At 66.8% G+C, this 22,344-nt stretch carries 19 protein-coding genes and 2 pseudogenes; 9 read left to right on the top strand and 12 right to left on the bottom strand.

Features of this window, described 5'->3' with window-relative positions:
* Positions 1-27: 27 nt before the first annotated feature.
* From DR_RS07970 to bshA, 5 genes are all read right to left on the bottom strand, one after another.
* On the bottom strand, positions 28-594 hold the full coding sequence (locus DR_RS07970; protein WP_010888198.1) for a hypothetical protein: 567 nt from the start codon (positions 592-594) through the stop codon (positions 28-30).
* A 157-nt stretch (positions 595-751) separates the two neighbouring features.
* Complete coding sequence (locus DR_RS07965; protein ID WP_034350151.1) at positions 752-1,405, bottom strand: response regulator; 654 nt, start codon at positions 1,403-1,405, stop codon at positions 752-754.
* A gap of 20 nt (positions 1,406-1,425) precedes the next feature.
* A complete protein-coding gene (locus DR_RS07960) occupies positions 1,426-2,457 on the bottom strand; it encodes a DUF4097 family beta strand repeat-containing protein (RefSeq protein WP_010888196.1) in 1,032 nt (343 codons plus the stop codon).
* Positions 2,454-4,163: a sensor histidine kinase gene (locus tag DR_RS07955; RefSeq protein WP_010888195.1), complete on the bottom strand. Its 1,710-nt coding sequence runs from the start codon at positions 4,161-4,163 to the stop codon at positions 2,454-2,456. Before DR_RS07955 ends, DR_RS07960 begins: the two co-directional genes overlap by 4 nt.
* Positions 4,164-4,202: 39 nt before the next feature.
* Complete coding sequence (gene bshA, locus DR_RS07950; protein WP_051618804.1) at positions 4,203-5,387, bottom strand: N-acetyl-alpha-D-glucosaminyl L-malate synthase BshA; 1,185 nt, start codon at positions 5,385-5,387, stop codon at positions 4,203-4,205.
* 174 nt (positions 5,388-5,561) lie between these two features.
* Between bshA and DR_RS07945 the strand changes: the two are divergent.
* From DR_RS07945 to DR_RS07935, 3 genes and pseudogenes are all read left to right on the top strand, one after another.
* Positions 5,562-6,577 (top strand): annotated as a pseudogene (locus DR_RS07945) (DegV family protein).
* Between the two features lie 95 nt (positions 6,578-6,672).
* A complete protein-coding gene (locus DR_RS07940) occupies positions 6,673-8,289 on the top strand; it encodes a peptide chain release factor 3 (protein WP_010888192.1) in 1,617 nt (538 codons plus the stop codon).
* Between the two features lie 37 nt (positions 8,290-8,326).
* Positions 8,327-8,872 (top strand): hypothetical protein, encoded by a 546-nt coding sequence (locus tag DR_RS07935; protein WP_010888191.1) that lies wholly within the window; start codon positions 8,327-8,329, stop codon positions 8,870-8,872.
* A gap of 105 nt (positions 8,873-8,977) precedes the next feature.
* On the opposite strand, the gene DR_RS07930 is transcribed toward DR_RS07935, so the two are convergent.
* A complete protein-coding gene (locus tag DR_RS07930) occupies positions 8,978-10,294 on the bottom strand; it encodes a S41 family peptidase (RefSeq protein WP_027479857.1) in 1,317 nt (438 codons plus the stop codon).
* Positions 10,295-10,527: 233 nt separating this feature from the next.
* Between DR_RS07930 and ftsE the strand changes: the two are divergent.
* The 3 genes and pseudogenes from ftsE to DR_RS07920 all read left to right on the top strand — a co-directional run.
* Positions 10,528-11,196, top strand: a pseudogene (gene ftsE / locus DR_RS16485) (cell division ATP-binding protein FtsE); the annotation flags it as partial.
* Positions 11,197-11,238: 42 nt separating this feature from the next.
* On the top strand, positions 11,239-12,069 hold the full coding sequence (locus DR_RS16480) for a cell division protein FtsX (RefSeq protein ID WP_034350212.1): 831 nt from the start codon (positions 11,239-11,241) through the stop codon (positions 12,067-12,069).
* On the top strand, positions 12,066-13,811 hold the full coding sequence (locus DR_RS07920; RefSeq protein ID WP_010888188.1) for a M23 family metallopeptidase: 1,746 nt from the start codon (positions 12,066-12,068) through the stop codon (positions 13,809-13,811). Before DR_RS16480 ends, DR_RS07920 begins: the two co-directional genes overlap by 4 nt.
* A gap of 60 nt (positions 13,812-13,871) precedes the next feature.
* Here DR_RS07920 and DR_RS07915 read toward each other — a convergent pair whose 3' ends face one another.
* The gene (locus DR_RS07915; protein ID WP_010888187.1) at positions 13,872-14,480 is read right to left on the bottom strand and encodes a CAP domain-containing protein; all 609 of its coding nucleotides are present in this window, start codon (positions 14,478-14,480) and stop codon (positions 13,872-13,874) included.
* Between the two features lie 287 nt (positions 14,481-14,767).
* On the opposite strand from DR_RS07915, the gene DR_RS07910 reads away from it, so the two are divergent.
* Together DR_RS07910 and DR_RS07905 are read left to right on the top strand one after the other, a co-directional pair.
* A complete protein-coding gene (locus DR_RS07910; protein ID WP_010888185.1) occupies positions 14,768-15,316 on the top strand; it encodes a superoxide dismutase family protein in 549 nt (182 codons plus the stop codon).
* A gap of 28 nt (positions 15,317-15,344) precedes the next feature.
* Positions 15,345-15,827, top strand: coding sequence for a hypothetical protein (locus DR_RS07905; RefSeq protein WP_027479854.1), 483 nt, complete (start codon positions 15,345-15,347; stop codon positions 15,825-15,827).
* A gap of 54 nt (positions 15,828-15,881) precedes the next feature.
* Here the strand turns inward: DR_RS07905 and DR_RS07900 are convergent, their stop codons facing one another.
* The 5 genes from DR_RS07900 to icd all read right to left on the bottom strand — a co-directional run bounded on the left by DR_RS07900 (position 15,882) and on the right by icd (position 21,785).
* On the bottom strand, positions 15,882-17,090 hold the full coding sequence (locus DR_RS07900; protein ID WP_027479853.1) for an acyl-CoA dehydrogenase family protein: 1,209 nt from the start codon (positions 17,088-17,090) through the stop codon (positions 15,882-15,884).
* A 44-nt stretch (positions 17,091-17,134) separates the two neighbouring features.
* The gene (locus DR_RS07895) at positions 17,135-17,638 is read right to left on the bottom strand and encodes a hypothetical protein (protein ID WP_010888182.1); all 504 of its coding nucleotides are present in this window, start codon (positions 17,636-17,638) and stop codon (positions 17,135-17,137) included.
* A gap of 56 nt (positions 17,639-17,694) precedes the next feature.
* Positions 17,695-19,371: an acyl-CoA carboxylase subunit beta gene (locus DR_RS07890; protein WP_010888181.1), complete on the bottom strand. Its 1,677-nt coding sequence runs from the start codon at positions 19,369-19,371 to the stop codon at positions 17,695-17,697.
* Positions 19,372-19,439: 68 nt separating this feature from the next.
* Positions 19,440-20,333 carry a hypothetical protein gene (locus tag DR_RS07885; RefSeq protein WP_162177670.1) on the bottom strand — a complete coding sequence of 298 codons (894 nt, stop codon included), beginning with the start codon at positions 20,331-20,333 and terminating at the stop codon, positions 19,440-19,442.
* Positions 20,334-20,534: 201 nt separating this feature from the next.
* Positions 20,535-21,785 (bottom strand): NADP-dependent isocitrate dehydrogenase, encoded by a 1,251-nt coding sequence (gene icd / locus DR_RS07880; protein WP_027479852.1) that lies wholly within the window; start codon positions 21,783-21,785, stop codon positions 20,535-20,537.
* A 259-nt stretch (positions 21,786-22,044) separates the two neighbouring features.
* Between icd and DR_RS07875 the strand changes: the two genes are divergently transcribed.
* A complete protein-coding gene (locus tag DR_RS07875; RefSeq protein WP_027479851.1) occupies positions 22,045-22,290 on the top strand; it encodes a hypothetical protein in 246 nt (81 codons plus the stop codon).
* Positions 22,291-22,344: the final 54 nt, after the last annotated feature.

Here is a 22,344-nt window from a genome sequence, read left to right as displayed (position 1 = left end):
TGATGACTGGGCGCTTGGAAGGGCGCCTCACCCCCCCAACCGGGGCCACGTCGCCCACCAGAACTGCGCCAGGGTGAGCAGCGCGGCGGTGGCCCACCAGACGCCGAGCCAGGGGTGGACTTGCCCCTGCCTTTGCGCCTGTTGCCGCAGCAAAACCAGCGGGAGTGCGAGAACGGCCAACAGGAGCAGCAGCGTCGGCAGTTCACCGAGCAAGACCAGGCTCAGATCAGGCGCCGGCAGATGGTATTTGGCGTAGTCCTCCCGCGCCCGGCTCAGCAGCTGCCACTCAGCCCACCCGCCGAGCGCGGCGCCGAGCAGCGGCAGCACCAGCGGCCAGCCCCAGCCGCGCCAGGACAGTGGGGGCAGCGGTTTCTCCCGTACGGCGTTGGGTAGAAGCACCCGACCCAGCAGACCCCCGAGCAGCGCCGCCGGTCCCAGCACCAGCACGAAGCCGCCGAGCAGGTACAGTCCCAGGCTAATGTTCGCGTCCTGGTTGTACTGCGGGTCGAGCAGCACGAAGTCGCACCACGCGGCGGCCAGGGCGGCGCCAGGCCCGCGCCCCAGCGCACGCCGGGATGCGGACGGCCCACGCACAGCGCGGCGACGGCAAGGACCGGCAGCAGCAAAAAAGCGCCTGGGCCCAGCGCCAGTCCCGCAGACTCCGGCGAGACGGCCCAGCGCAGCAGGTGGCCCGCGCAGGTCACGGCGAGCATCGCCAGCACCAGCCGGGGCCGGTCGCTGCCTGCGCTCTTCACAACTCCACGCCCTCCAGACTGGCAATCCCGTATTTGAGGGCGTAGAGCGCCGCCTGCGTCCGGCTGTCCAGCCCCAGCTTGCTCAGCAGCCGCGACACGTGGGTCTTGACCGTCGCCTCGCTCACGCCCTGTTCGGCGGCGATGTCCTTGTTGCTCTGCCCGCGCGCCAGCAGTTGCAGCACGGCGGTTTCCTTGGGGGTCAGGCTCTCGCGCATCTCCGGCGACCGGAAATCGCGCACCAGCCGCCGCGCCGCTTCGGGATGCAGCCGCACTTCGCCGCGCGCCGCCGCGTGGATGGCGTCGGCCAGGGTGTCGCTGGAGGCGTCCTTGAGCATGTACGAGATGGCCCCGGCCTCAATCGCGCCGTTCACCTTGTTTTCTTCCAGGGTGGAGGTCAGCGCGATGACTTCGGTGTCGGGCAGGCGGCGGCGCAGCTCACGGGTGGCGGTAATGCCATCCATCACCGGCATCATCAGGTCCATCACGACGACTTCGGGGCGCAGGCGCTCGGCCTCTTGCAGGGCTTCTTCGCCGTTGGCGGCCTCGCCCACCACTTCGATGCCTTCGTCCAGCCCCAGAAAGAGGCGCAGACCCTGGCGCACGACGGCGTGGTCGTCAACGAGCAGCACACGGACAGTGGGGGTGGTCATAGATTCTCCTTGAGGCAGAGTCACTGCCCGTCTTCTTTCAGTACAAAGCGGTTCGCCGGGGCGTCCACGAAAAGGTCGAGCGCGGGAGCAGTGCCGGGCGGGGTGCCGGCGGGCAGCAGCAGGGTGTCGCGGTCGGTGAAGCGCACCCGAACGCGCAGGCCAGCGGGCACGTGCAGGGTCACGGTGCCGCTCTGGGTGCGGATGTCCAGGTTCCCCCGGCTGCTGGGGGGCGCCGTCACGGCCACGTCGCCGCCGATGGTGGTCACGGTGGCGCGGTTGACGATTTGGGGCAGGGTCAGGTAAACGTTGCCCGACAGGTTGCCCACCCCCAGCGCGTCGAGCCGTGCGCCGGCGAGGTTGAGCGTCAGGTTGCCGCTCCGTGAGTTGACCCGCACTGCCTCGGGGCTCGCGCCGGGGGCCGCCCGCAGCCGCACGTCACCCGAGCGCGTGACCGCCGCGTAAGGGCCGCCGGGCCGCGCGGGCAGGGTCAGGTCGAGGGTGCCGCCCTCACTGCGCGCCGTGACCGCCCGCAGACGCAGGGTCCGCAGGTCGATGGTCTGGTCGCCGCCCACCGTCTCGGTGTTCAGGCTGAGGGGAATACTGGGGGTCAGCGCCGCCCGGACCTCGTGTTGCAGCGGGGGCGGACTGGTGACGACCACGCCGCCCTCGTTGCTCAGCGCCGGCACGCCGAGCCAGGCGCGAAACTGCACGTCGTGGCCCAGGCGACGGGTGTCCACGCTCAGCGGGTTCTGGGCGCGGTGCCGGGCCTCGCCGCGCAGCAGGTCGGGACTGCCCCCCGGCAGCGGCCCCAGCACCAGATTCGCCCGGTCACTCCCGAAGCGCAGGCTGGCCGATTCGGCGAGGTCGAGCGGCAAGGTGCCGTCCAGAGGGACGCTGAACGGCGTGCTCGTCGCGGCGAGGCCCGGCGTGGGCTTGAGGGTCACGCCCTGCCAGAGGAGTGCGCCGCCCAGAACCACCAGCCCCAGCCCCAGCGCCATCCGCGCCAGCACGGGCAGCAGGGGTCGCCCGGCAAGGGGAGGCGGCGCGGTCATTCGGCCTCCGCTTCAGTGAGTGCCGCCGGCAGGGTGAGGGTCACCGTTGTTCCCGCTCCTAGTTCGCTGTCCACCGTCAGCGTCCCGCCTGCCCCCGCCGCCCGCTCGCGCATGGAGCGCTGGCCGAGGGTGCCGCGCCCCTGCGCCTGCGGGTCGAAGCCGCGTCCGTCGTCGCGCACGGTCAGGGTAACCGTGCCGCTCGCCTCGTGCAGCGAGAGCCACACCTGAGCGGCGCGGGCGTGCTTGACCACGTTGTGCAGCGCTTCCTGCGCGACGCGGTAGGCGGCGGCCTGGGCGTCGGGCGTCAGGCGCGGCTCGTGGCCGAGGTCAGCATGAACCGTCAGCCCGTGCCGCGCTTCCAGGGCGTGTGCGTGTTGCGTGAGCGCCGCCACCAGTCCGCCTTCTTCCAGCGCATCGGGGCGCAGCGAAAAGAGCAGCGCCTTCATCTCACTCACCCCGCCCTCGGCGAGCCGGATGGTGTAGTCCAGGCTCGCCTGCGTCCGGTTGCGGCCCGCCTCGCTGGGGTCGCGGTCCAGGGTGGCGCGGGCGGTCTTGGCCCCCAGGGTGATGCCGTAGAGCGCCTGCGCCACGCTGTCGTGCAGTTCGCGGGCGAGCCGGGCGCGTTCCTCCTCACCCGCCCGCACCGACGCCCGCTCGATGAGTTCGGCGGCGTGCAGCGCGGTCCCGGCGTGGTCGGCCATGGAGACCAGAAACGCCAGCTCGTCGGCCCCCGGACGCCGCCCCGGTGGGTAAACGGCCCGCAGCGTGCCGCCGCTCACCCCCGCCGGCAGCGTCACCGGCAGGTCGGCCAGGGTGCGCCCGCCGTCCACCCACACGCGCAGCTCACCGGGCAATGGTGGGGGAGAGGCCACATCGTCCAGGGCTGTCCCGTTGCTCTCCCGCACCGCGCCCCCCGGCGTGAGCAGCGTGACCGTCCGCGCCGTGCTCGCCGCGCATGCCTGCCGGGTGAGGTCGTGCATGGTCGCGTCGAGGTCGTCGCCCAGCGCCACCCGGCCCGCCGCCCGCCGCAGCGCCAGCACCTCGCGCCGCGCCGCTGCGCCCTCGTCGGGAGCGAGCAGCGCCCGCGCCAGCCGCGACCAGACCCGGCCCATCAGGTTCAGCACGCCGCCGCTGAGGAGCAGGCTCCCCAGGCCCAGCAGCACGCCGCCCACCTGCGCCAGGGTGCCCGCCTGCACGGTGGCGGCCTTCCAGGTGAGCGCGGTGCCGGGCTGCCCCAGCCACAGCGGCGCGCTCAGGCCCGCGGCGCTCAGCGCGAGCAGCGTGCCAAGCACCGCCCAGCTCAGCGCGGCGAGCGGAAACTGCACCACGTGAAACAGCAGGGCGCGGTAGGTGCTGCCTTCACTCAGCACCCCACGCAGCCAGGGCAGCAAGCCGGTGTAGCTCGGTGGCAGCGCCGGAGGCGCAAAGGTCACACCCAGCAGCCGCGCCAGCCCACGCTGCACGTCGGCCAGCCCGCCCACCAGCCACAGTGCGCCGAGCAGCAGCGCCGCGCCGAGCAGCACTGGCAAGGTCAGCACGCCCAGCACGACGCCGCTGGTGAGCAGCGTCGCCGCGAGCGCCCCCAGCGGAAACGCCAGCAGCACGTACAGCGCCGTGCGCCACGTCAGTGGGTCGAGCAGGTCGCCGAGCAGCCCTTCTTTTCTCACCTCCCGCAGTTCGTCACGCGCACTCATGGACACCATCATGCCGGGCAGGCTACGCCGCGCGCCGCCGGGAAGCGTCGGTCAAAAGGTGGAGGCGGACTGCTCGGCCAGTCGCCGGTACGCCGCGAGGTACTGCGGCACGATCAGGCGCGGGTGAAACTGCTCCACCGCCGTGCGCCGCGCCGCCTGTCCCATCTGCTGATAGGTTTCCTGGTCGCGCAGAATCTTGAGCGCGTGATGCGCCATGTCGTCCACGTCGCCCACGTCCGACAGAAAACCGTTCACGCCGTGCTGCACGACTTCGGGAATGCCCCCGGCGTTCGACGCCACCACCGGCACCTCGCAGCTCATCGCTTCGAGCGCGGCGAGGCCGAAACTCTCGTGCGAGCTGGTCAGCAAAAAGAGGTCGCTGATGCCGAGCACCGTCTGCACGTCAGGAAACGACCCCAGAAACTGCGTGCGCCCGATGACCCCGAGTTCGCGGGCGAGTTCGAAGGCGCGGGCACGCTCGGGGCCGTCCCCGATCATCAGCAGCCGCGCCGGAATCTCGGAGGCGATGCGCGCGAAGACCTGCACCACGTCCTCCACCCGCTTGATGGGCCGGAAGTTGCTGACATGTACGATCAGGGCTTCTTCGGGGTGGGCAAAACGGGCGCGCACGCCGGGGTCGGGAATGCGCCGGAAGCGGTCACTGTCCACGAAGTTGTGAATGACCTCAATATCGCGGTCCACCCCGAACACCTCGCGCGTCTCGGCGGCGAGCGAGTGCGACACCGCCGTCACGTGGTCGCTGCGCTCGATGGCGTGGCGGGTGGTGTGCTGAAAGGCGGGCTCGGTGCCTACCAGCGTCACGTCGGTGCCGTGCAGGGTGGTCAGCACGCGGGTCTTGCCGGTGATGGAGCGGGCGTGCAGGGCGGCGCTGGCGTGCGGAATGGCGTAGTGGGCGTGGGTGAGGTCCACGCCGTGTTCCAGAATGACTTCGGAGAGCGTGTTTGCCGCGCTCAGTTCGGGAAAGGGCTGCTCGAACAGCGCGTAGGCGAAGCCGCCCACCTGGTGAAAGTACGGCCCGCGCAGGCCCTGGTGTCCGGTCAGGCGAAAGGGCATAGCGGTGCCCACGAAGTGCACCTCGTGCCCGGCGTCGGCCACTTTCAAGCCGAGCTCGGTGGCGACCACGCCGGAGCCGCCCGCCCCGGTGTGGCACAGCACCGCGATTTTGGGCCCGAGTGTGCTGGCGACGCTGGCCGACGGAGGAGAAAAAAAGCTCATCGCCGGGAAGTATAGGTGGGGCCGGGGGCCGCCGACTGCCGCAGAGCCCACGGAGCTGGGCGGCGCTGCCCGGCCCGAAAGCGGCCCGTCTGCCTAGCTGCCCCCCCTGAACGGGGGGAACAACGTGCGGAAACGTAAAGACTTTCTGAGGCTCGCCGCCGCATTCTTTACGGCATGTCATTTGCCCTGGTCACCGATTCGACCTGTGATTTGTCCCCCGCCGTGGCCGAGCAGCTGGGCATCCATGTGGTGCCGCTGCGCGTCAAGCTGGAGCAGGGCAGCTACCTAGACTGGCTGGAGCTCGACCCCGATCAGGTCTACGAGCACCTGCGCCGGGGCGTGCAGGTGCAGACGCAACCGCCGCCGCCACGCCACTTCGAGGAGCTGTACCTCGACCTCTTGCAGCGCCACGACTTCGTGGTGAGCGTGCACATCAGCGCCCAGCAGTCCGAAACCTTGCAGCACGCCCGACAGGCGGTGGCGGCGCACGGACTGGGGGCGCAGGTGCTCCTGATCGACAGCGGCATGAGTTCGGTGGGCCTGACCGAGACGCTGCTCGCCGTGCGCGAGGTGCTGCTCGCCGGGGGCGACGCCGACGCCGCGCACTCGTGGCGCAGCAGGTGCGGCGGACCATCTGCTGCCAGTTCACCGTGCCCACGCTGGAGTACCTGCGCCGGGGCGGGCGCGTCTCGCGCGGTCAGGAAATGGTCGGCACCCTGCTCGGCGTGCGCCCGGTCATGGGCTTCGAGGACGGGCGAATCCGGGTGGAGCGCACCGTGCGGCAGGGGCAGGCGCTGCAAGACATCATTCGCACCCTGGAGGAGCGCTTCGGGCGCGAGCCGATTTCTATCTCGGTCGCCCACGGCGGGCGCGACCCCGGGCGCATGGCCGAACTGCGCGCCGCCGTCGAACGCAGCCGCCTCAACCCGGTGCGCCGCCGCGTGCAGCTCGTCGGCGCGACCATCGGCGCCCACGTCGGCCCGGGGTTTTACGGGGTCTCCGCCCTGCCGCTCAGCGTCACCGAGCGCGTCATCGGTGGCTGCGGACCCATAACGACGGCGTGCGGCGCCTGGGCCGTCACTGAACTGGGGGCACACGGAGCGCTGGGAAAAAGGGAAAACAGCCCCGGCAATGGGGAAAGGCGCCACCTACCCGGCAGCGGGGCGCAGCCGTTATCATGGGGGTCATGACCGTTCTCCTTTCGCCCCCGTGAGCGCAGGTCGAGGACGCGCCGTTTGTTTTTCCCCGACCTTTCAGGCCGCCCACTTGGCCTGCCGGAGCCCTTATGACTGCATCCCAAGCCAACACCCCCAACCCTGCCAATCCCGCCGCACTCGAAAGTGAAATTGCCCGGCGCCGCACTTTTGCCATCATCTCCCACCCCGACGCCGGGAAAACCACCATTACTGAAAAACTGCTGCTCTACGGCGGCGCCATTCAGGAAGCGGGCAGCGTGACCGCCAAGGAAGGCCGCTCGCACACCAAGTCCGACTGGATGAGCATCGAGCAGCAGCGCGGCATCAGTATCTCCAGTTCGGCGCTGACCTTCGAGTACGCCGGGCGGCACGTCAATCTGCTCGACACCCCTGGTCACCAGGACTTCAGTGAAGACACCTACCGCACGCTGACCGCCGCCGACTCCGCGCTGATGGTTCTCGACGCCGCGCGTGGCGTGCAGACCCAGACCGAGAAACTGTTCGCGGTGTGCCGCAACCGGGGCATTCCCATCCTGACTTTCGTCAACAAGATGGACCGCCCGGCGCTGGACCCCTTCGACCTGCTTTCGCAGGTGGAGGACACGCTGAAAATCACGGTGGTGCCGCTGACCTGGCCCATCGGCGACGGCCCCGATTTCAAGGGCGTGTACGACCTGCAAACCGGGCAGGTGCTCGCCTTCGAGCGCACCTCGGGCGGCAAGCACCGCGCCCCGGTGCAGACGGCGGGCCTGAGTGACCCTCAACTCGACGTGCTGGTGGGCAAGGACCTCGCCGCCAAGCTGCGCGAGGACGTGGAACTCATTCAGGCGGCGATGCCCGAGTTCGAGCAGGACGCCTTCCTGGCGGGCGAACTGACCCCAGTATTTTTCGGCTCGGCCATGAACAACTTCGGCGTGGAGCACTTCCTGAGCAACTTCGTGGAGCTGGCCCCCCCACCCGGCGAAGTCGAGACGAACCTGGGCGAGCGTGAACCGACGGAGCCTTTCGCGGGCTTCATCTTCAAGTTGCAGGCCAACATGAGCAAGCAGCACCGAGACCGCACAGCCTACATGCGGGTGATGTCGGGCCATTTCGAGCGCGGCATGGACGTGACCCACACCCGCACCGGGCGCAAGCTGCGGCTCTCGCAGGCGCACACCCTGTTCGCCCAGGACCGCGAAAAGGTGGAGGAAGCTTACCCCGGCGACATCGTGGGCCTTGTGAACCCCGGCGTGTTCCAGATCGGCGACGTGGTGAGCGTGGACGGCAAGGTGACGCTGCCGAGCTTCCCGCGCTTTACGCCCGAGACGTTTGCCACCATCGCCCTGAAGGACGTGGGCAAGCGCAAGGCGTTCATGAAGGGCCTGACCCAGCTCGCCGAGGAAGGCGTGGTGCAGGTCTTTTACCCCACCGACGGGGCGCGTGACCCCTACCTCGGCGCAGTCGGCCCGCTGCAATTCGAGGTGTTCCAGGCCCGGCTCAGCGAGGAATACGGTGTGGAGGTCGAGCTGCACGTCACGAGCTACGCGCTGGTGCGCTGGCTGGCCGGCGACCCCGAGGGCGTGGCCCGCTTTGCCCGACACGTGGAAGACGACCAGGGCCGCCCGGTCATGCTGTTTCGCAGCAAATACGACCTCGAATACACCGCCGAGCAGCACCCGGAAATCGAGTTCCTGCCGCTGCCGAAAGACCTCACGCGGGTGTAATGCTTCATATGCCTCTTGATACTCCCCATAGGGGGTAGTGCTATACAAACTTTCTGTTTATCTTAAAGTTGTGCGAAATTTATCCCTAGCAATTATATTTGCAATGTGTGGTTTTGGTTCTGCTCAATCGGTTCGTTATGGCGACGTGCGCCTTGTAACCTCGCCTAGTTTTGCAGAGAATGTGCAGGATAAAGCCGTAGTTTTGCAAAGTAGTAATGGAAATATGGAAATGTACGTTTTTTGTGTAGATTCCCGGACGGCCAATGTAAGTCTCTATATTCCAGATGGGGATTTTGCTGCATACGGTTATCGTAATGGGGCGAGAATACCCGTCGTGTGGCAGGCTGACCAACGGCGTCGAGTCAGTGAGAATTGGCAAGTTATCGGCCAAAATGATGATCTGCGCCGCTACGGTCAATTGGGATTGATTACTGCTGAGCTCTTCTCTACTAAGCAAAGATTTGCTGTAGACATTTTTCAATCACATTACATTTTTCCTGCTAGGGGTATTAACACTGCACTACGCCAGCTCACTTGCGTAGTGCCCTTCCTTAAAGGAATGGGGTACAACACGAACCGATAGGTAGCTTGTAGAATGAGAAAGAGATATTTGACAAGCTGCCTTTGAATAGAAAATGGCGGGCCTGACTTAATACTCAGGCTCGCCATTTTCTATTCTCAAACTCGGTTACTTCAGCGTTTCCAGCGCCTTTTTCAGGATGGCGTCGTGTTCCACGTCCACCACGGCCTGGCCCTGCACGTCGCTGCGGTCACGGCGCTTGATTTCGCCCACGTAGGTGAACTTGCCGTCCTTGTCGGCGGTGACCTTGACCGGCTGGTCGCCGACGGTGAGGGTCAGGGTGGTGCCGGGCGCCACGCCACTGCCGCTGAAGTTGAGCGGCACCGGGAAGCGGGTGTCCTTGACCACGATGTCCGGCGTAATGCCCTTCTTGTGAATCTCGCGCCCCTTGGGGGTAATCCAGGCGCTGTTGACGATGGCGACCTTGCCGCCGTCGGGCAGGGTGATCGGCACCTGCGCCACGCCCTTGCCGAAGGTCTGCTCGCCGATGATGGTGGCGCGCTTGTTGTCCTGAAGGGCGCCGCCGACCACTTCGCTGGCGCTGGCGCTGTTCTTGTTGACGAGCAGCACCAGTTTGCCGGTGTAGTCGGTCGCCTGCTTGCGGGCGCTGCCGTACACCTCGGGCTGACCGCCGCGCTCGCGTAGGCTGACGATGGGGCCGCTTTGCAGGAACTGGTCGGCCACGTCCACCCCGGCGCTCAGCAGGCCGCCGCCGTTGTCACGCAGGTCGAGAATCAGCTTCTGCACATTGGCCTTTTTCATGTCGGCAATCGCGGCGCGGAACTGCGCGCTCGCCTGCTCGTTGTAGAAGGTGTTGAGCGCCACGTAGCCGATGTTGCCGGGCAAGATGGTCTTTTCGACGCTGATGACGTTGACCTTGTCGCGCTTGAGCTTGACGGTGTAGGGCTTGCCGTTGCGCCCGAAGGTCACGTCCACCTCCGAGCCGATAGGACCGCGCACCAGCTTGACGATGTCGTTGAGCTTGGCGCCCGTCACGTCCTTGTCGCCGATCTTGAGAAACACGTCGCCGATGTGCACGCCGCCCTTGAAGGCGGGGTTGTCCTTGAAGACGTTGTCCACCTTGCCGCCGGAGCCGTCACTGTTGGCGGCCACCAGCGTCACCCCGATGCCGCCGAACGATCCCGAGAGGTCCTGCTCGGCCACCGCGTTGTCTTCGGGTTCGGTGTAGTAGGTGAATTCGTCGTCGAGGCTGGCGAGCGCCCCCGTGATCGCGCCGCGCAGCACCTTGTCCTGGTTGACCGGGTAGAGGTAATAGCGGTTGAGGTCGTTGAGCACTTGGACCAGGCTTTTGCCTTCGGGCGTATTGGCGAGCGTCTGAGAAGTGTAGCCGCCCATCTGCGCGGCGGCCACGGCGGCGGTGAGGGCGAGGGTGCCCGCCACCAGAGCAATGCGGTTGCGATTCATTGACCCACAATAGGCGGCGGGGGTCACGGTGGCATGAAATCTGTTTGAGCGTCCCCGCGCCGGGGCTGCGCTGGGCGCGACTGCAACGGAGTAGAGATGAGAAGCGCCCGCATCCACTCTTCATGGTTGCCCGCAGGGGGTGGGCTATGCTGACCAATGAGCATGCTGCCACCATTTCTTTTGCCCTGCCCCCTGCCGCCGCGCCCGACGTGGGACCTTTCCCGGAGAGCGGCGTGATCGAGTTTCGGCAGGTCACCCTGGAGTACCCCGCGACCCACACCCTGGCCCTCGACAACCTGACGGTCAGCGTCACCAAGGGCGAGTTCGTCTACCTCGTCGGGCACTCGGGCGCGGGCAAAAGCAGTTTCATGAACCTGATTCTCAAGCGGGCGCTGCCCACCCGGGGCGAGGTGCGGGTGGCGGGGCAGCCGCTCTCGCACTACCGGGGCCGCCGCACGCCGCTGCTGCGCCGGCACATGGGCACGGTGTTTCAGGACAATCTGCTGCTTTCGCACCTCAACGCCTACGACAACGTGGCTTTCGCGCTGCGGGTCATCGGCGTGCCGGGGCGCGAGTGGCCCGAGCGGGTGTCGGCGGCGCTGCGGCTGGTGGGCCTCGAACACAAGAAGCACGCCCTGCCCATGCAGCTTTCGCTCGGTGAGCAGCAGCGCGTCGCCATCGCCCGCGCCATCGTGTCGGACCCGCCGTTGCTGCTCGCCGACGAGCCGACCGGCAACCTCGACCCCGACCACAGCCGCGAGGTGCTGCGGGTGCTTCAGGGCGTGCACCTGCGCGGCACGACGGTGGTGGTGGCGACCCACGCCCGCGACCTCGTCGAGACCTACCGCCACCGCACCCTGACCCTGCGCCGGGGCAAGCTGGTGCGTGACGACCATCTGGGCGTACGCCCTGTGAATTACCACTTCCGTCAGGCCCTGCTCGCCATGCGTGCCAACCTGACCGCCACCCTCTCCACCCTGACCACCATGACGCTGACCCTGCTCACCCTCGGCGGGGTGCTGCTGCTCACGCTCAACGTGAACCGCACGCTCGAGCGCCTCGAATCGCAGGTGGAGGTGGCGGCCTACCTGACGCCCGCTGCCGATGAGGAACTGCTGCTCAGGACGGCCCGCGCCTACCCGCAGGTGTCGCAGGCCCGGCTGGTGAGCAGCGAGGAAGTCCTCAAGGAAATGACCCGCGACTACCCCTACACCCGCGAGGCCACCGCGCTGACCGGCAACCCGTTTCCCGACACGCTGCGGCTGCGGGTCGCGCGGCTCGAAGATTCGCGCGGCGTGGCGGCGGCGGTCGAGGCGCTTCCCGGCGTGGAAAGCGTGGAATACGGCGAAACCTACGTGGACTCGGCGGTGCGCGCACTCACGGCGGTGCGGGCAGTGGGCTACGGCATGGTCGCGCTGCTCTTGGTAGGCACGCTGTTCAACATCCTCAACGCGGTGCGGGTCGCCATGTTCGCCCGGCGCGACGAAATCAGCGTGATGCGGCTCTTGGGCGCCACCCGGTCCTTTATCCGGATGCCGCACCTGATCGAGGGGCTGCTGGTCGGCGGCGTCGCGGCGGTGCTGGCAGTTACGGCGCTCGCCTGGGGGTATCAGGTGCTCGCGGGGCGACTCGCGCTCTTTGCGCCGATTTTCCCGGTGGTCACCGACTGGGACGTGCTGTGGCCGCTTCTCATCGGGGTGGGCCTGCTCGGTGTGCTGGTCGGGCTGGTCGGCAGCCTCTTTGCCACCCGCCGTTACCTGCGGGAACTGGAATGAGACGCGCCGCTTTGCCGTCCTGGCCCGCCGGGCTGCTGCTCACGGCGGCGCTGCTCGGCGTGGTGGGCGGGCCGCTGGAGTGGCAGGCCCGCGCCCAGAACGCGCCTCCCAACCTCGCGGGCGGCACCGACTTGACGAGTCGGCGTCTGGAACAATTGCAGCGCCAGCTCATCGAGCAGCGCCGCCTGAGCGTGCAGCAAAAGCGCCAGCTCACCGAGGTGCGCGCCCGGCTGCGGCAACTGAACGCCCAGCAGCGCGCCGCTCTCGACCGGCTCGACGCCCTGACCAGCGAGGTCACGGATCTGGAAAACGAACTCGCCGACGTGCTCGCGCGCGTGACGGCGGCCACCCGCGCCCTGCGCGAGACCGAAGCCCAGATTCGCGTGACCCGCTCGCAGGTGGAAGCGCTCAAGGTGGACGCCCGCGCCGTCATGAAGGCGCTCTACCGCGCGCGCAATACCCAGTACATGCGGCTGCTCTCGCAGTCGAACAGCATCTCGGACATGCTCATTCGGCTCGACTACGCAAACATGGCCGGGCAGCGCAACGTGGAGGTCATGGAGCAGTTGCGCGGGGCCGCCGCCGAATTGACCACCCAGCAACTGCGCCAGCGTCAGCAGAGCGACGCTTTGCGGGGCCTGCAAGGCGAGCAGCAGACCAAACTGGCCGAGCTGCGCGACCGCCGCACCCGTCAGGCCGACGCCCTCGCCGAGTTGCAGCGCTCGGCGCAGGGTCAGCAGGCGGTGGCGGTGCGCACCCAGGCGCAGCAGGCGCTGACTGCTCAGACCATTGATTCGCTGGTGGGCAACGTGGTCCGCGAACGCACCCGGCTGGAGGAGGAGCGCCGCCGCCGCCTGGAAGAAGAACGCCGCCGCCGTGAGGCTGAGGCTCGCCGCATCCGCGAGGCCCAGGAACGCGCCCGCAAGGAAGCCGAGCGTCTCGCCCGCATCCGCGCCGAGCAGGAACGCAAGGCCCGCGAAGCCGCCGAGGCCGCCCGCCAGAAAGCCCTGGCCGAGGCCCGCGCCGCGGCTCAGGCCAAAGTCGCCGCCGAAGCCAAAGCTCGCGCGGAGGCCAAAGCCCGGGCCGAGGCTCAGGCACGCGCCGCCGCTCAAGCACAGGCGGCAGCCCAGGCCAAAGCAGAAGCGCAGGCCCGTGCCCAGGCCGAGGCGGCTGCCCGCGCTCAGGCCCAGCAGCAAGCGGCGGCAGCGGCCCGCGCCGAAGCCCAGGCCCGCGCCGCCCGGCAGGCGCAGCAGCAGGCCCAGGCCGCCCAGAAAGTGCGCGAGCAGGCGGTGGCCCGCGAGCAGCGCGACTTGCAGACGCAGCAGCAGCAGACCGCGCAGCAGGAAAAACAACTCGCCGCCGAACTCGCCCCGCTGCCCGCCATCAGCAGCCGCGACCTGGGGTTTCCGCTGCCCGGTGGCAAGGTGGCAGCGCCCTACGGCACCTCGGGGGCGCAGTGGGAAGTCCTCAGCGGCGCCTCGGGGGGCCGGGCGGTGGCCGCGCAGACCGGCAACGTCATCGCCTCGGCGTACTATGCGGCGCTCGGCTGGGTCATCTTGCTCGACCACGGCAGCAACGTCATCACCGGCTATTTCGGCTTGCAAGACACCTTGGTCGAGGTCGGCCAACGGGTCGAGCGCGGGACGCCGCTGGGCACCACGGGCGGCAGCCACATCTTCGGCCCAGACCGTATGGCCTTTCAGGTTCGTAACGGGGAAACACCGGTGGCGCCGCCGTTCTAAGCCACAAAAAGAGCGGGAGTGTGAGGCCAGTGCGCCTACGCTCCCGCTCTTTTGCGGTCTTTACCAGCCCGCGCCGAAGTCCTGCACCCAGTAGTGCCCGTAGCTGCTTGCGGCGCCGTAGCTGTAGCCCACGCCGATTTCCTTGAAAGCCGGGTTCATGATGTTGGCGCAGTGGCCGGGGCTTTGCAGCCAGCCCTGCACCAGGGCTTCGGGGGTGTCGTACCCGGCGGCGATGTTTTCCCCGGCGGTGCGCCAGCCGTACCCGGCGTTGGTGATGCGCTGCGAGAACTTGCGCCCGTCGAGGCTGGTGTGGCTGAAGTAGTTTTTGCTCGCCATGTCGGCGGCGTGGTCCTGCGCGGCCCGTTCCAGCAGGCTGTTGTAAGTCAGCGCGGGCGCGGCGGCGTAGGCGGTGGTCCCGCAGGTCCGCGCCTGGGTGCGCGCCGCGTTGGTCAGGTCGAACACGCGCTGGGCGAACGAGGTGCCGGGCACCGTCTGGGCCGCCACCTGACTCGGAGCCGTGCTCGCAGGCTGAGTCGTTTCAGTCGTGGCGCCTCCGACGGCCTGGCCGCCTGGGTGGGCAGAGAAATCCGGCAGCTTCTGTTGACCGCAGGCCACCAGACTCAGCAGCAGGGCGGGGGTGAGGGCAAACCTCGCTTTGCTTTTGGGCATGGCTTATTAGAAATTAAGTTTTCCGTAAAGGAATGAGGATTTATCTCTCATCTCTCATTCAGATGGGATGCTGTGATAGTGCTGTTTTCTATCCCAGGCTGTAAGTTTTTTAACAAAACTGCTTCACCAGACACACATTTTCTGATGGTTGTTTGGCGCCTCTGAACAAAGCAGGCACCAGAAATGGCTTGCGCTCCCCTTGCGAGAAGGCTTGGGCAGGAGCAGGACATGTTTGAATAGCAGCTGAACTGTTCGCTCTGCATTCTGTCGCCGAGGAGGCCACCCCCATGTTCCGAACCCTTACCGTTGTGCCGCTGCTGGCCCTGGGCCTGTCGCTTTCCGCCTGTGCCGACCTCGGTCAGCCCACCGTGCGCGCCGATTTGCTCGACCAGACCGGCAAAGTGACCGGCACCGCCACCTTTAGCCCCAGTCCCATCGGCACCCGCGTGAGCATCGAGGTCAGCGGCCTGAAAGCGGGGCCGCACGGCCTGCACATCCACGAGAACCCGAACTGCAACCCCGGCCCTGACGCGCAGGGTCAGACCATCCCCTTCGGCGCGGCGGGCGGCCACTTCGACCCCGGCGCCAGCCACAACCACGACGGCCCCCACGCCCGCAACGACCAGGGGCACGGCGGCGACCTGCCGATGATTACGGTGGGCGAGGACGGCAAGGGCCGGCTCAACTTCGACACCAACCGCCTCAAGATGACCGGCCCCACGGGCGTCCTGGGCCGCAGCATCGTGATTCACGCTGATGCCGACGACTATCAGACCAACCCCGCCGGCAACAGCGGCGGACGCGAACGCTGCGGCGTCTTCCAGGCCATAAACTGAGCCGGGCGTTTTGCTTCCTCCCCGGCAGATGCAACGTCTTCGCTTCCTGTTGCCGCTCGTCGCTTTTGCCCTGTCTTCCAGCCTGGCGGTCTCACCATCCGTCGCTACGCTGAAGAAAGAGATTCGCGCCAACTATCTGGCAATCAACGAGCTCGCCCAGCGCGGGCAATTGAAAGTCGCGCAGCGCCAGTGTTCCGGGTCAGGCCCCGAGTTCTCCTTATTGACTGACCGCAGCGGCAACGTCCGGCGTTATCTCATCTCCGGTGGAACAAGCGATAGCGCCGTGACCTGGCAACATGACTACGACACTGCCGGGCGGCTGACCTTCGTGCTGGTGACGTATGGCAACGTGCATGGCGGGGAGGCCGAGTGGCGGCTGTATTTCGCGCCCTCGGGTCGGCTGGCTGAACTGGTCCGCTCTGGAAGCACAGCCCTGGTTTCCGACGAGCTGCTCTGGACCTTTATCACCCGCGAGCCGGCACTGGACTGGAAGACGAACTGGTGTCCCTGAGAGACAACAAAAAGGGGGCGGAGCCAGCAGCGGCCCCGCCCCTTTTGTTGCCGGTCAGTCCTGCGCGAAGCGCTTCAGCACGTCGCGGCTGATGACCAGACGCTGCACCTCGTCCGTCCCTTCGCCGATGCGGGTCAGGCGGTTGTCACGCCACATCCGCTCGACGGGGTATTCCTTGATGTAACCGTAGCCGCCGAGCATCTGAATCGCCTCGTCGCAGGCTTCCACGCCGACCACGGTGGCGTACAGCTTGGCGCGGGCGACCGGCACGGTGAAGTTCTGGCCCGCGTCCTTGAGGTCGGCGGCCTTGCGGATCAGCAGGCGGGCGGCTTCCAGCTTGGTGTCGATGTCGGCGAGGCGGAAGGCAATGTTCTGATTGTACGCAATCGGCTTACCGAACTGATGCCGCCCCAGCGCGTAGCGGGCGGCGTACTCATAGGCGCCGCGCCCGAGGCCCAGGCCCATCGCGGCGATGCCCACACGTCCGCCGTCGAGCACCCGCATCACGTCCTTGAAGGCGTTGCCACGCTCACCCAGCAGGGCATCGGCGGGCAGGTGAATGTCCTCGAAGATGAGCTGCGCGGTATCGGACGAGCGCAGGCCCAGCTTGTCTTCCTTGCGGCCAATCGAAAAGCCCTGCACCTCGTCGCGGTTGAACACGAAGGCGCTGATGCCGTCGTTTTTGCCCTTGCCTTCGCGGGCGGGGTCGGTGCGCGCCAGCACCACGTAGGTGCCCGCCACGCTGCCCTGGGTGATGAAGTTCTTGGAGCCGTTCAGAATCCACGAACCGTCGGGTTGCTCCTTGGCGTTGGAGAACATGCCGCCGCTGTCTGAGCCGCTGCCGGGTTCGGTCAGGCCCCAGGCGCCGAGTTTCTGCGCGCTGGCGAGGTCGGGCAGGAACTTGCGCTTCTGCTCCTCGCTGCCGCCGATCAGGATGTGGCCCTGGCACAGCGAGTTGTGCGAGGCGACGGTCAGGCACAGCGAGCCGTCCACCGCAGCAATTTCTTCGATGATCATGGCGAAGGTGGCGCTGTCGAGCCCCGCGCCGCCGTACTCCTCGGGTGTCTGGGCACCCATGATGCCCATCGCGCCGAGTTCCTTGACGATCTCGAAGGGAAACTCGCCGGTCTGGTCACGCTCGGCGGCGCCGGGCTCGACCTTGTTTTTCAGGAAGGCCTTGAGGCTGCTCAGGACGGTGCGCTGGTCGTCGTTCTGCGGGGTGAGGTTGGGGTTCTGGGCCGGGCGGGAAAGGGTGCTGGTCATGGGGAAACCTCCGGTTTCGGTCTGAGGGTCTAAGGAAGATGGGGTCAGGTTTGAATGCACTGCCGCAACCCTTCGCGGGTCTGGGCGGGGAAAAAAGTGTGGCGATGAAGTGTGGCTTTTAACGTGTCAGGCGCTGTCCAGCCCCATTCCACCGTGATGGGCCACTTCCACTTTTGATCATTGGTGTAGCCGGGGTCGGAACCTTGGGGAATGTACGCATGGGCGAGATGCATCAACTGGAGCGCCTGATAGCAGGTCTGATCAAGTCGGGGCTCTGCGGGCAGACCGGCTTCGTCGTAGGGCTTGGTGGCAAAGCGTGCCCTGTCGAGATTGAGCACAGTCACCTGCCATTCATGCCCATCCAGTAACAGGGCATGGGCCGAGAAATTCTCTTCCTTGCCCCCGAAATGCACGCGCATCCCATCCTCAAATCTCTGCGTGGGGTTCTTGGATGTGAAAACGCCCGCTGCCGAAGCAACGGTCAAAGCCACAAAGCCGAGGCCGAGGCTGACGAGAACGGCATAGATTTTGGTTTGGTGCTTTCGCATGGGCAGTCCTGTGTTAGTGGGAGCAGAGGGAAGGGGCTAAGGCATGAAAGGGGCCCTCACACCTGAAACACGCCCACCCGCAGCTCCTCCTGCCTGGGGTTCTGGGCGCAGGCTTCCAGCGCCCGAATCAGGCGCGCGCGGGTGTCGTTAGGCTCAATGATTTCGTCCACCCACAGCCGGGCGGCGGCGTAGCGTGGGTCGAGTTCGGTGTCGTATTTCGACTTCACCTCGTCGTAGAGGCGCGTGAGTTCCTCGTCGTCCGGTTCGTGCCCGCTGCGCTTGAGGGCCGCGAGCTGAATGTCGAGCAGCGTCTTGGCCGCCGCGTTGCCGCTCATCACGGCGTATTTGGCGCTCGGCCACGCGAAGATGAAGCGCGGGCCGTACGCCTTGCCGTTCATGGCGTAGTTGCCGGCCCCGAAACTACCGCCGGTAATGATGGTGATTTTGGGCACCACACTGTTGGAGACGGCGTTCACCAGCTTGGCCCCGCGCCGGATGATGCCTTCTTGCTCAGAGTCGCGGCCCACCATGAAGCCGGTCACGTCGCTGAGGAACACCAGCGGCACGCCCGCTTGATTGGCGTCCAGAATGAAACGCGCCGCCTTGTCCGCCGAGTCGCCGTAGATGACGCCGCCGACCTCGATGCGGGTGCGCAGGCCGGGTTCGCCGCCCGACTTGAGCTTTTTCTTGATGACGGTACGCTGATTCGCCACGAACGCCACCGGGTAGCCGCCCGCCCGCGCGAAGCCGCAGACGATGGTTTCGCCGTATTCGGGCTTGAACTCGTGAAACTCGCCCCCGTCGGCCAGCGATTTGATGAGGTCGCGCACGTCGTAGGTCTTGGCACTGTCGAAGCCCACCAGTTCGGTGAGGTCGCGCGCGGGGGCGTCTTGCGTTTCCTTGCGCCGTTTGGCGAAGGGCGCCGGTTCGGCGGGCGCGTACAGCTCGGCCAGGGCGCGCAACCGATTGATGGCCGCGTCGTCGTCCTTTTCCTTGTAGTCCACCGTGCCGGCAATCGCTGAGTGCATGGACGCCCCGCCGAGGTCTTCGCTGTCCACGACCTGCCCGATGGCCGCCTTGACGAGCGCCGGGCCGGCCAGATACAGCCCGCTGCCTTCGGTCATGATCAGGGTGTCGCACATCACCGGCAGGTAAGCGCCGCCTGCCACGCAGTTGCCCATGATGGCGGCGATCTGGGGAATGCCCGCCGCCGACATCCGCGCGTTGAGGTAAAAGACCCGCCCGAAGTCGTCCTGGTCGGGGAAAATCTCATCCTGCATCGGCAGATACACGCCCGCCGAGTCCACCAGATAGGCGGTCGGCAGATGATTTTCCAGCGCGATGGTCTGCGCCCGGATGACTTTTTTGGCAGTGATGGGAAAAAACGCGCCCGCCTTGACGGTGGCGTCGTTGGCGATGATCATCCAGGGCCGCCCGCCGATCTGCCCGATGCCGGTGACGGTGCCGCCGCTGGGGCAGCCGCCCACGTCCTCGTACATGCCGTAGCCGGCGAAGGTCATCAGTTCGTCGAAAGGGGTGCCGGGGTCGATGAGTTTGCTCACGCGCTCGCGGGCGGTCAGGCGGCCTTTGTCGTGCTGGCGCTGCTGCGCCTTGGCCCCGCCCCCGGCACGCACCTGCTGCTGGTCGGCGCGCAGGCGCGCGAGTTCCCCCTGCCAGACGGAGTGGGATGAAATGGGTTGAGCTTGCGCCGGAGCGCCGTCGTTTGCTGTCATGTGTACCGACAGTCTAACAAACGCCCGTTAGGTTGGGGAGGGGGAAGGCGTGCTGCGACGCATTTCCGTCAGGGACTCTTGCTCAACTGCGCCGCAATGGGTGCAGGCACTTCCGGCAGCACCCGCCCCACCTCCCAGAAGGGATTGAGGTAGGGCATTTGGTTGGTCCAGATGCCGTAGGGCTGAGGCGCCGCCGCCCAGCGCGTCAATTTTCGGTGGTCTCCCGGAGTAAATGCCGCCGCCACGTACCGTTGCCCCGGCCCTTGCCTGTCGGAGAGGTACACCAGCAAGAGGGGCGACGCCGCACGGAAGGAAAAGGTCCGGGGGCGGCCCCGAGCGTCCTGGTCACAGCGGGCGACCCCGGTGGCGACTCCGGCAGGAATGAACCCGGCAGGCAGTTCGGCCCGGCCCGGAAGCTGTTCCGGGTGCCGCGCCCAATAGCCGCCGTTCGCGCTCAGGAAGCCGCGTTGATCCCTGCGGTAGGTGTCGCTGTCCAGCCCCCGGCAATCGACACGCACCGCCGGGAAAAAGGCGAAGGCCAGCATCCCCGCCAGCCACAGCCAGGGCACGACGACCGGCTGCCCCCGTTCCCGGCTCACCCGGCCCGCCATCTGCGAGATCATCGCCCAGCACGCCGCCACCACGCCCGCGCCCGCCAGCAGCAGCGGCGCGAGTTGCGGCCAGCCAATCGGCAGAGGATTGTTCGGCAAGCTGACCATCATAACGCCCACGACGCCAGCGCCGATGACCCACAGGCTCAGGCCGAGCAGAATGACTGTCAGGAAAGACCGCGAGAAGGTCCAGCCGCCTTGCCCTTTGCGGGGCACGAAGGTCCACAGCGCCGCCCCGCCGAGCAGCAGCAAGAGCATCCAGGGCAGCGGCACGCCCCAGAAAAACCAGCAGACGAGGTAGCCGAGCAGCGGCGCAAGCAGGGGAACGAGGGCAGGCAGAAGTTTATTCACGGGCGGGGTCCTTTCAGGGCGGCGGCGACTTCGGGTGGCAGGAGCAGCCAGCAACGCTTCACGGCCCGCACCCTAACCCGACAAGCTGTTGAAAAACTGACGTTGGCGTCAGGGCTGTTGATGTCAGGGCCGTTGACATTAGGGCAAAGCAACAGAAAAGGGCCGAGGCACCCGGCCCCGGCCCCTTCGCCCTCACGAGCTTCAGGCGTTGCGCATGTTCTCGATGATCTTGTCAGCGAACTCGCTGGTCTTGACTTCGGTGGCGTCGTCCATGCCACGGGCGAAGTCGTAGGTCACGACGCGCTGCTGAATGGTGGCGTCCAGACCCTTGAGGATCAGGTCGGCGGCTTCGGTCCAGCCCATGTAACGCAGCATCATTTCGCCGGAGAGGATCACCGAAGAAGGGTTGATGACGTTTTTGCCCGCGTACTTGGGCGCGGTGCCGTGGGTCGCCTCGAAGATGGCGTGCCCGGTCACGTAGTTAATGTTGGCGCCGGGGGCGATGCCGATACCGCCCACCTGCGCGGCGAGCGCGTCGGAGATGTAGTCGCCGTTGAGGTTCAGGGTGGCGATCACGTCGTACTCGGTAGGACGCAGCAGGATCTGCTGGAGGAAGTTGTCGGCGATGACGTCCTTGATGACGATGCCGTTCGGGAGCTGGCACCAGGGGCCGCCGTCGATTTCCACCGCGCCGAATTCGCGCTTGGCGAGTTCATAGCCCCAGTCGCGGAAGCCACCTTCGGTGAACTTCATGATGTTGCCCTTGTGGACCAGGCTCACGCTCTTGCGGCCGTTTTCGATGGCGTACTCGATGGCGGCGCGCACCAGGCGCTCGGTGCCCTCCTTCGACACGGGCTTGACGCCGAACGAGGAGGTGTCGGGGAAACGAATCTTGGTGACGTTCATTTCGCGCATCAGGAAGCCGCGCACCTTCTCGGCTTCGTCGGTGCCGGCCTTCCACTCGATGCCGGCGTAGATGTCTTCGGTGTTTTCACGGAAGATCACCATGTCGATGTCTTCGGGGCGCTTGACGGGGCTCGGCACGCCGTTGAAGTACTGCACCGGGCGCACGCAGGCGTACAGGTCGAGTTCCTGCCTGAGCGCCACGTTGATGCTGCGGATGCCAGTGCCGACCGGAGTGGTCAGCGGGCCCTTGATGCCGAAGAGGTAGTCGCGGAACGCGGTCAGCGTTTCCTGCGGCAGCCACTCGTTGGCGCCGTAGACCTCCAGCGACTTTTCGCCCGCGTAGACTTCCATCCACTCGAGCTTGCGCTCGCTCCCGTAGGCCTTTTCCACCGCCGCGTCGAACACGCGCACGCTGGCCGCCCAGATGTCGGGGCCGGTGCCGTCGCCTTCCACGAAGGGAATGATGGGGCGGTTAGGAACGGTCAGCTTGCCGTTCTGCATCGTGATCTTTTCGCCCTGTTCGGGCACCTTGATGTGCTTACTCATGCTTGCCCACTCTACTCCAACCCCCGCCGGTCGTCCGACCAATCACCACACTCCGCGCCGCCTTTGAACCCGGTTCAGGATTTCTGCGCCGGGCCGCAGGTGGGCTTTTTTCGCCAACTCTGAAGGCTCCCTGACCCCCTGTTCATGTGCTGGGGACAAAGCAGGCACATGCTTGACCCTGACCGCAGGCCGCGCGCCGGGCAGAACTCCCTTAGGTTTGCCGTGCCGGTCCGGGAATTCAACTTCAGGAGGTCAATTCATGAGTGAGAAAACGACGCTGGACCATCTGGCCGATGCCGCAGGTGCCAAGCTGAACGAAGTCGCCGACCGTGCCCGCGCCGCCGGGCATGAGGTGGCGGCCCGCGTGTCGGACAGCCCGCTCGATACGGCGTCCGAGAAGGTCAAGGCGGGTGTGGACCGCGCCAAGGCCGGCATCCACAACGCCGAAGCCCACGCCAGCTACGACGAGGGCCACCGCGAAGCGACCGACGGTGACGGCCACTGAGTCCAGATTTTGAGCATTCCCGCTTCCTGCGTGGCTCCTTATGGGGGCCGTTTT

Source organism: Deinococcus radiodurans R1 = ATCC 13939 = DSM 20539, from assembly GCF_000008565.1.
GTDB lineage: Bacteria > Deinococcota > Deinococci > Deinococcales > Deinococcaceae > Deinococcus > Deinococcus radiodurans.
This window is presented reverse-complemented; position numbering and strand designations above follow the sequence as displayed.

Excerpts from the sequence above, each read along its gene's own strand:
- DR_RS07965 (WP_034350151.1), bottom strand. The coding sequence starts at position 1,405 with ATGACCACCCCCACTGTCCGTGTGCTGCTCGTTGACGACCACGCCGTC.
- DR_RS07960 (WP_010888196.1), bottom strand. The coding sequence starts at position 2,457 with ATGACCGCGCCGCCTCCCCTTGCCGGGCGACCCCTGCTGCCCGTGCTG.
- DR_RS07955 (WP_010888195.1), bottom strand. The coding sequence starts at position 4,163 with ATGATGGTGTCCATGAGTGCGCGTGACGAACTGCGGGAGGTGAGAAAA.
- bshA (WP_051618804.1), bottom strand. The coding sequence starts at position 5,387 with ATGAGCTTTTTTTCTCCTCCGTCGGCCAGCGTCGCCAGCACACTCGGG.
- DR_RS07940 (WP_010888192.1), top strand. The coding sequence starts at position 6,673 with ATGACTGCATCCCAAGCCAACACCCCCAACCCTGCCAATCCCGCCGCA.
- DR_RS07930 (WP_027479857.1), bottom strand. The coding sequence starts at position 10,294 with ATGAATCGCAACCGCATTGCTCTGGTGGCGGGCACCCTCGCCCTCACC.
- DR_RS16480 (WP_034350212.1), top strand. The coding sequence starts at position 11,239 with ATGCGTGCCAACCTGACCGCCACCCTCTCCACCCTGACCACCATGACG.
- DR_RS07920 (WP_010888188.1), top strand. The coding sequence starts at position 12,066 with ATGAGACGCGCCGCTTTGCCGTCCTGGCCCGCCGGGCTGCTGCTCACG.
- DR_RS07915 (WP_010888187.1), bottom strand. The coding sequence starts at position 14,480 with ATGCCCAAAAGCAAAGCGAGGTTTGCCCTCACCCCCGCCCTGCTGCTG.
- DR_RS07910 (WP_010888185.1), top strand. The coding sequence starts at position 14,768 with ATGTTCCGAACCCTTACCGTTGTGCCGCTGCTGGCCCTGGGCCTGTCG.
- DR_RS07905 (WP_027479854.1), top strand. The coding sequence starts at position 15,345 with ATGCAACGTCTTCGCTTCCTGTTGCCGCTCGTCGCTTTTGCCCTGTCT.
- DR_RS07900 (WP_027479853.1), bottom strand. The coding sequence starts at position 17,090 with ATGACCAGCACCCTTTCCCGCCCGGCCCAGAACCCCAACCTCACCCCG.
- DR_RS07895 (WP_010888182.1), bottom strand. The coding sequence starts at position 17,638 with ATGCGAAAGCACCAAACCAAAATCTATGCCGTTCTCGTCAGCCTCGGC.
- DR_RS07890 (WP_010888181.1), bottom strand. The coding sequence starts at position 19,371 with ATGACAGCAAACGACGGCGCTCCGGCGCAAGCTCAACCCATTTCATCC.
- icd (WP_027479852.1), bottom strand. The coding sequence starts at position 21,785 with ATGAGTAAGCACATCAAGGTGCCCGAACAGGGCGAAAAGATCACGATG.
- DR_RS07875 (WP_027479851.1), top strand. The coding sequence starts at position 22,045 with ATGAGTGAGAAAACGACGCTGGACCATCTGGCCGATGCCGCAGGTGCC.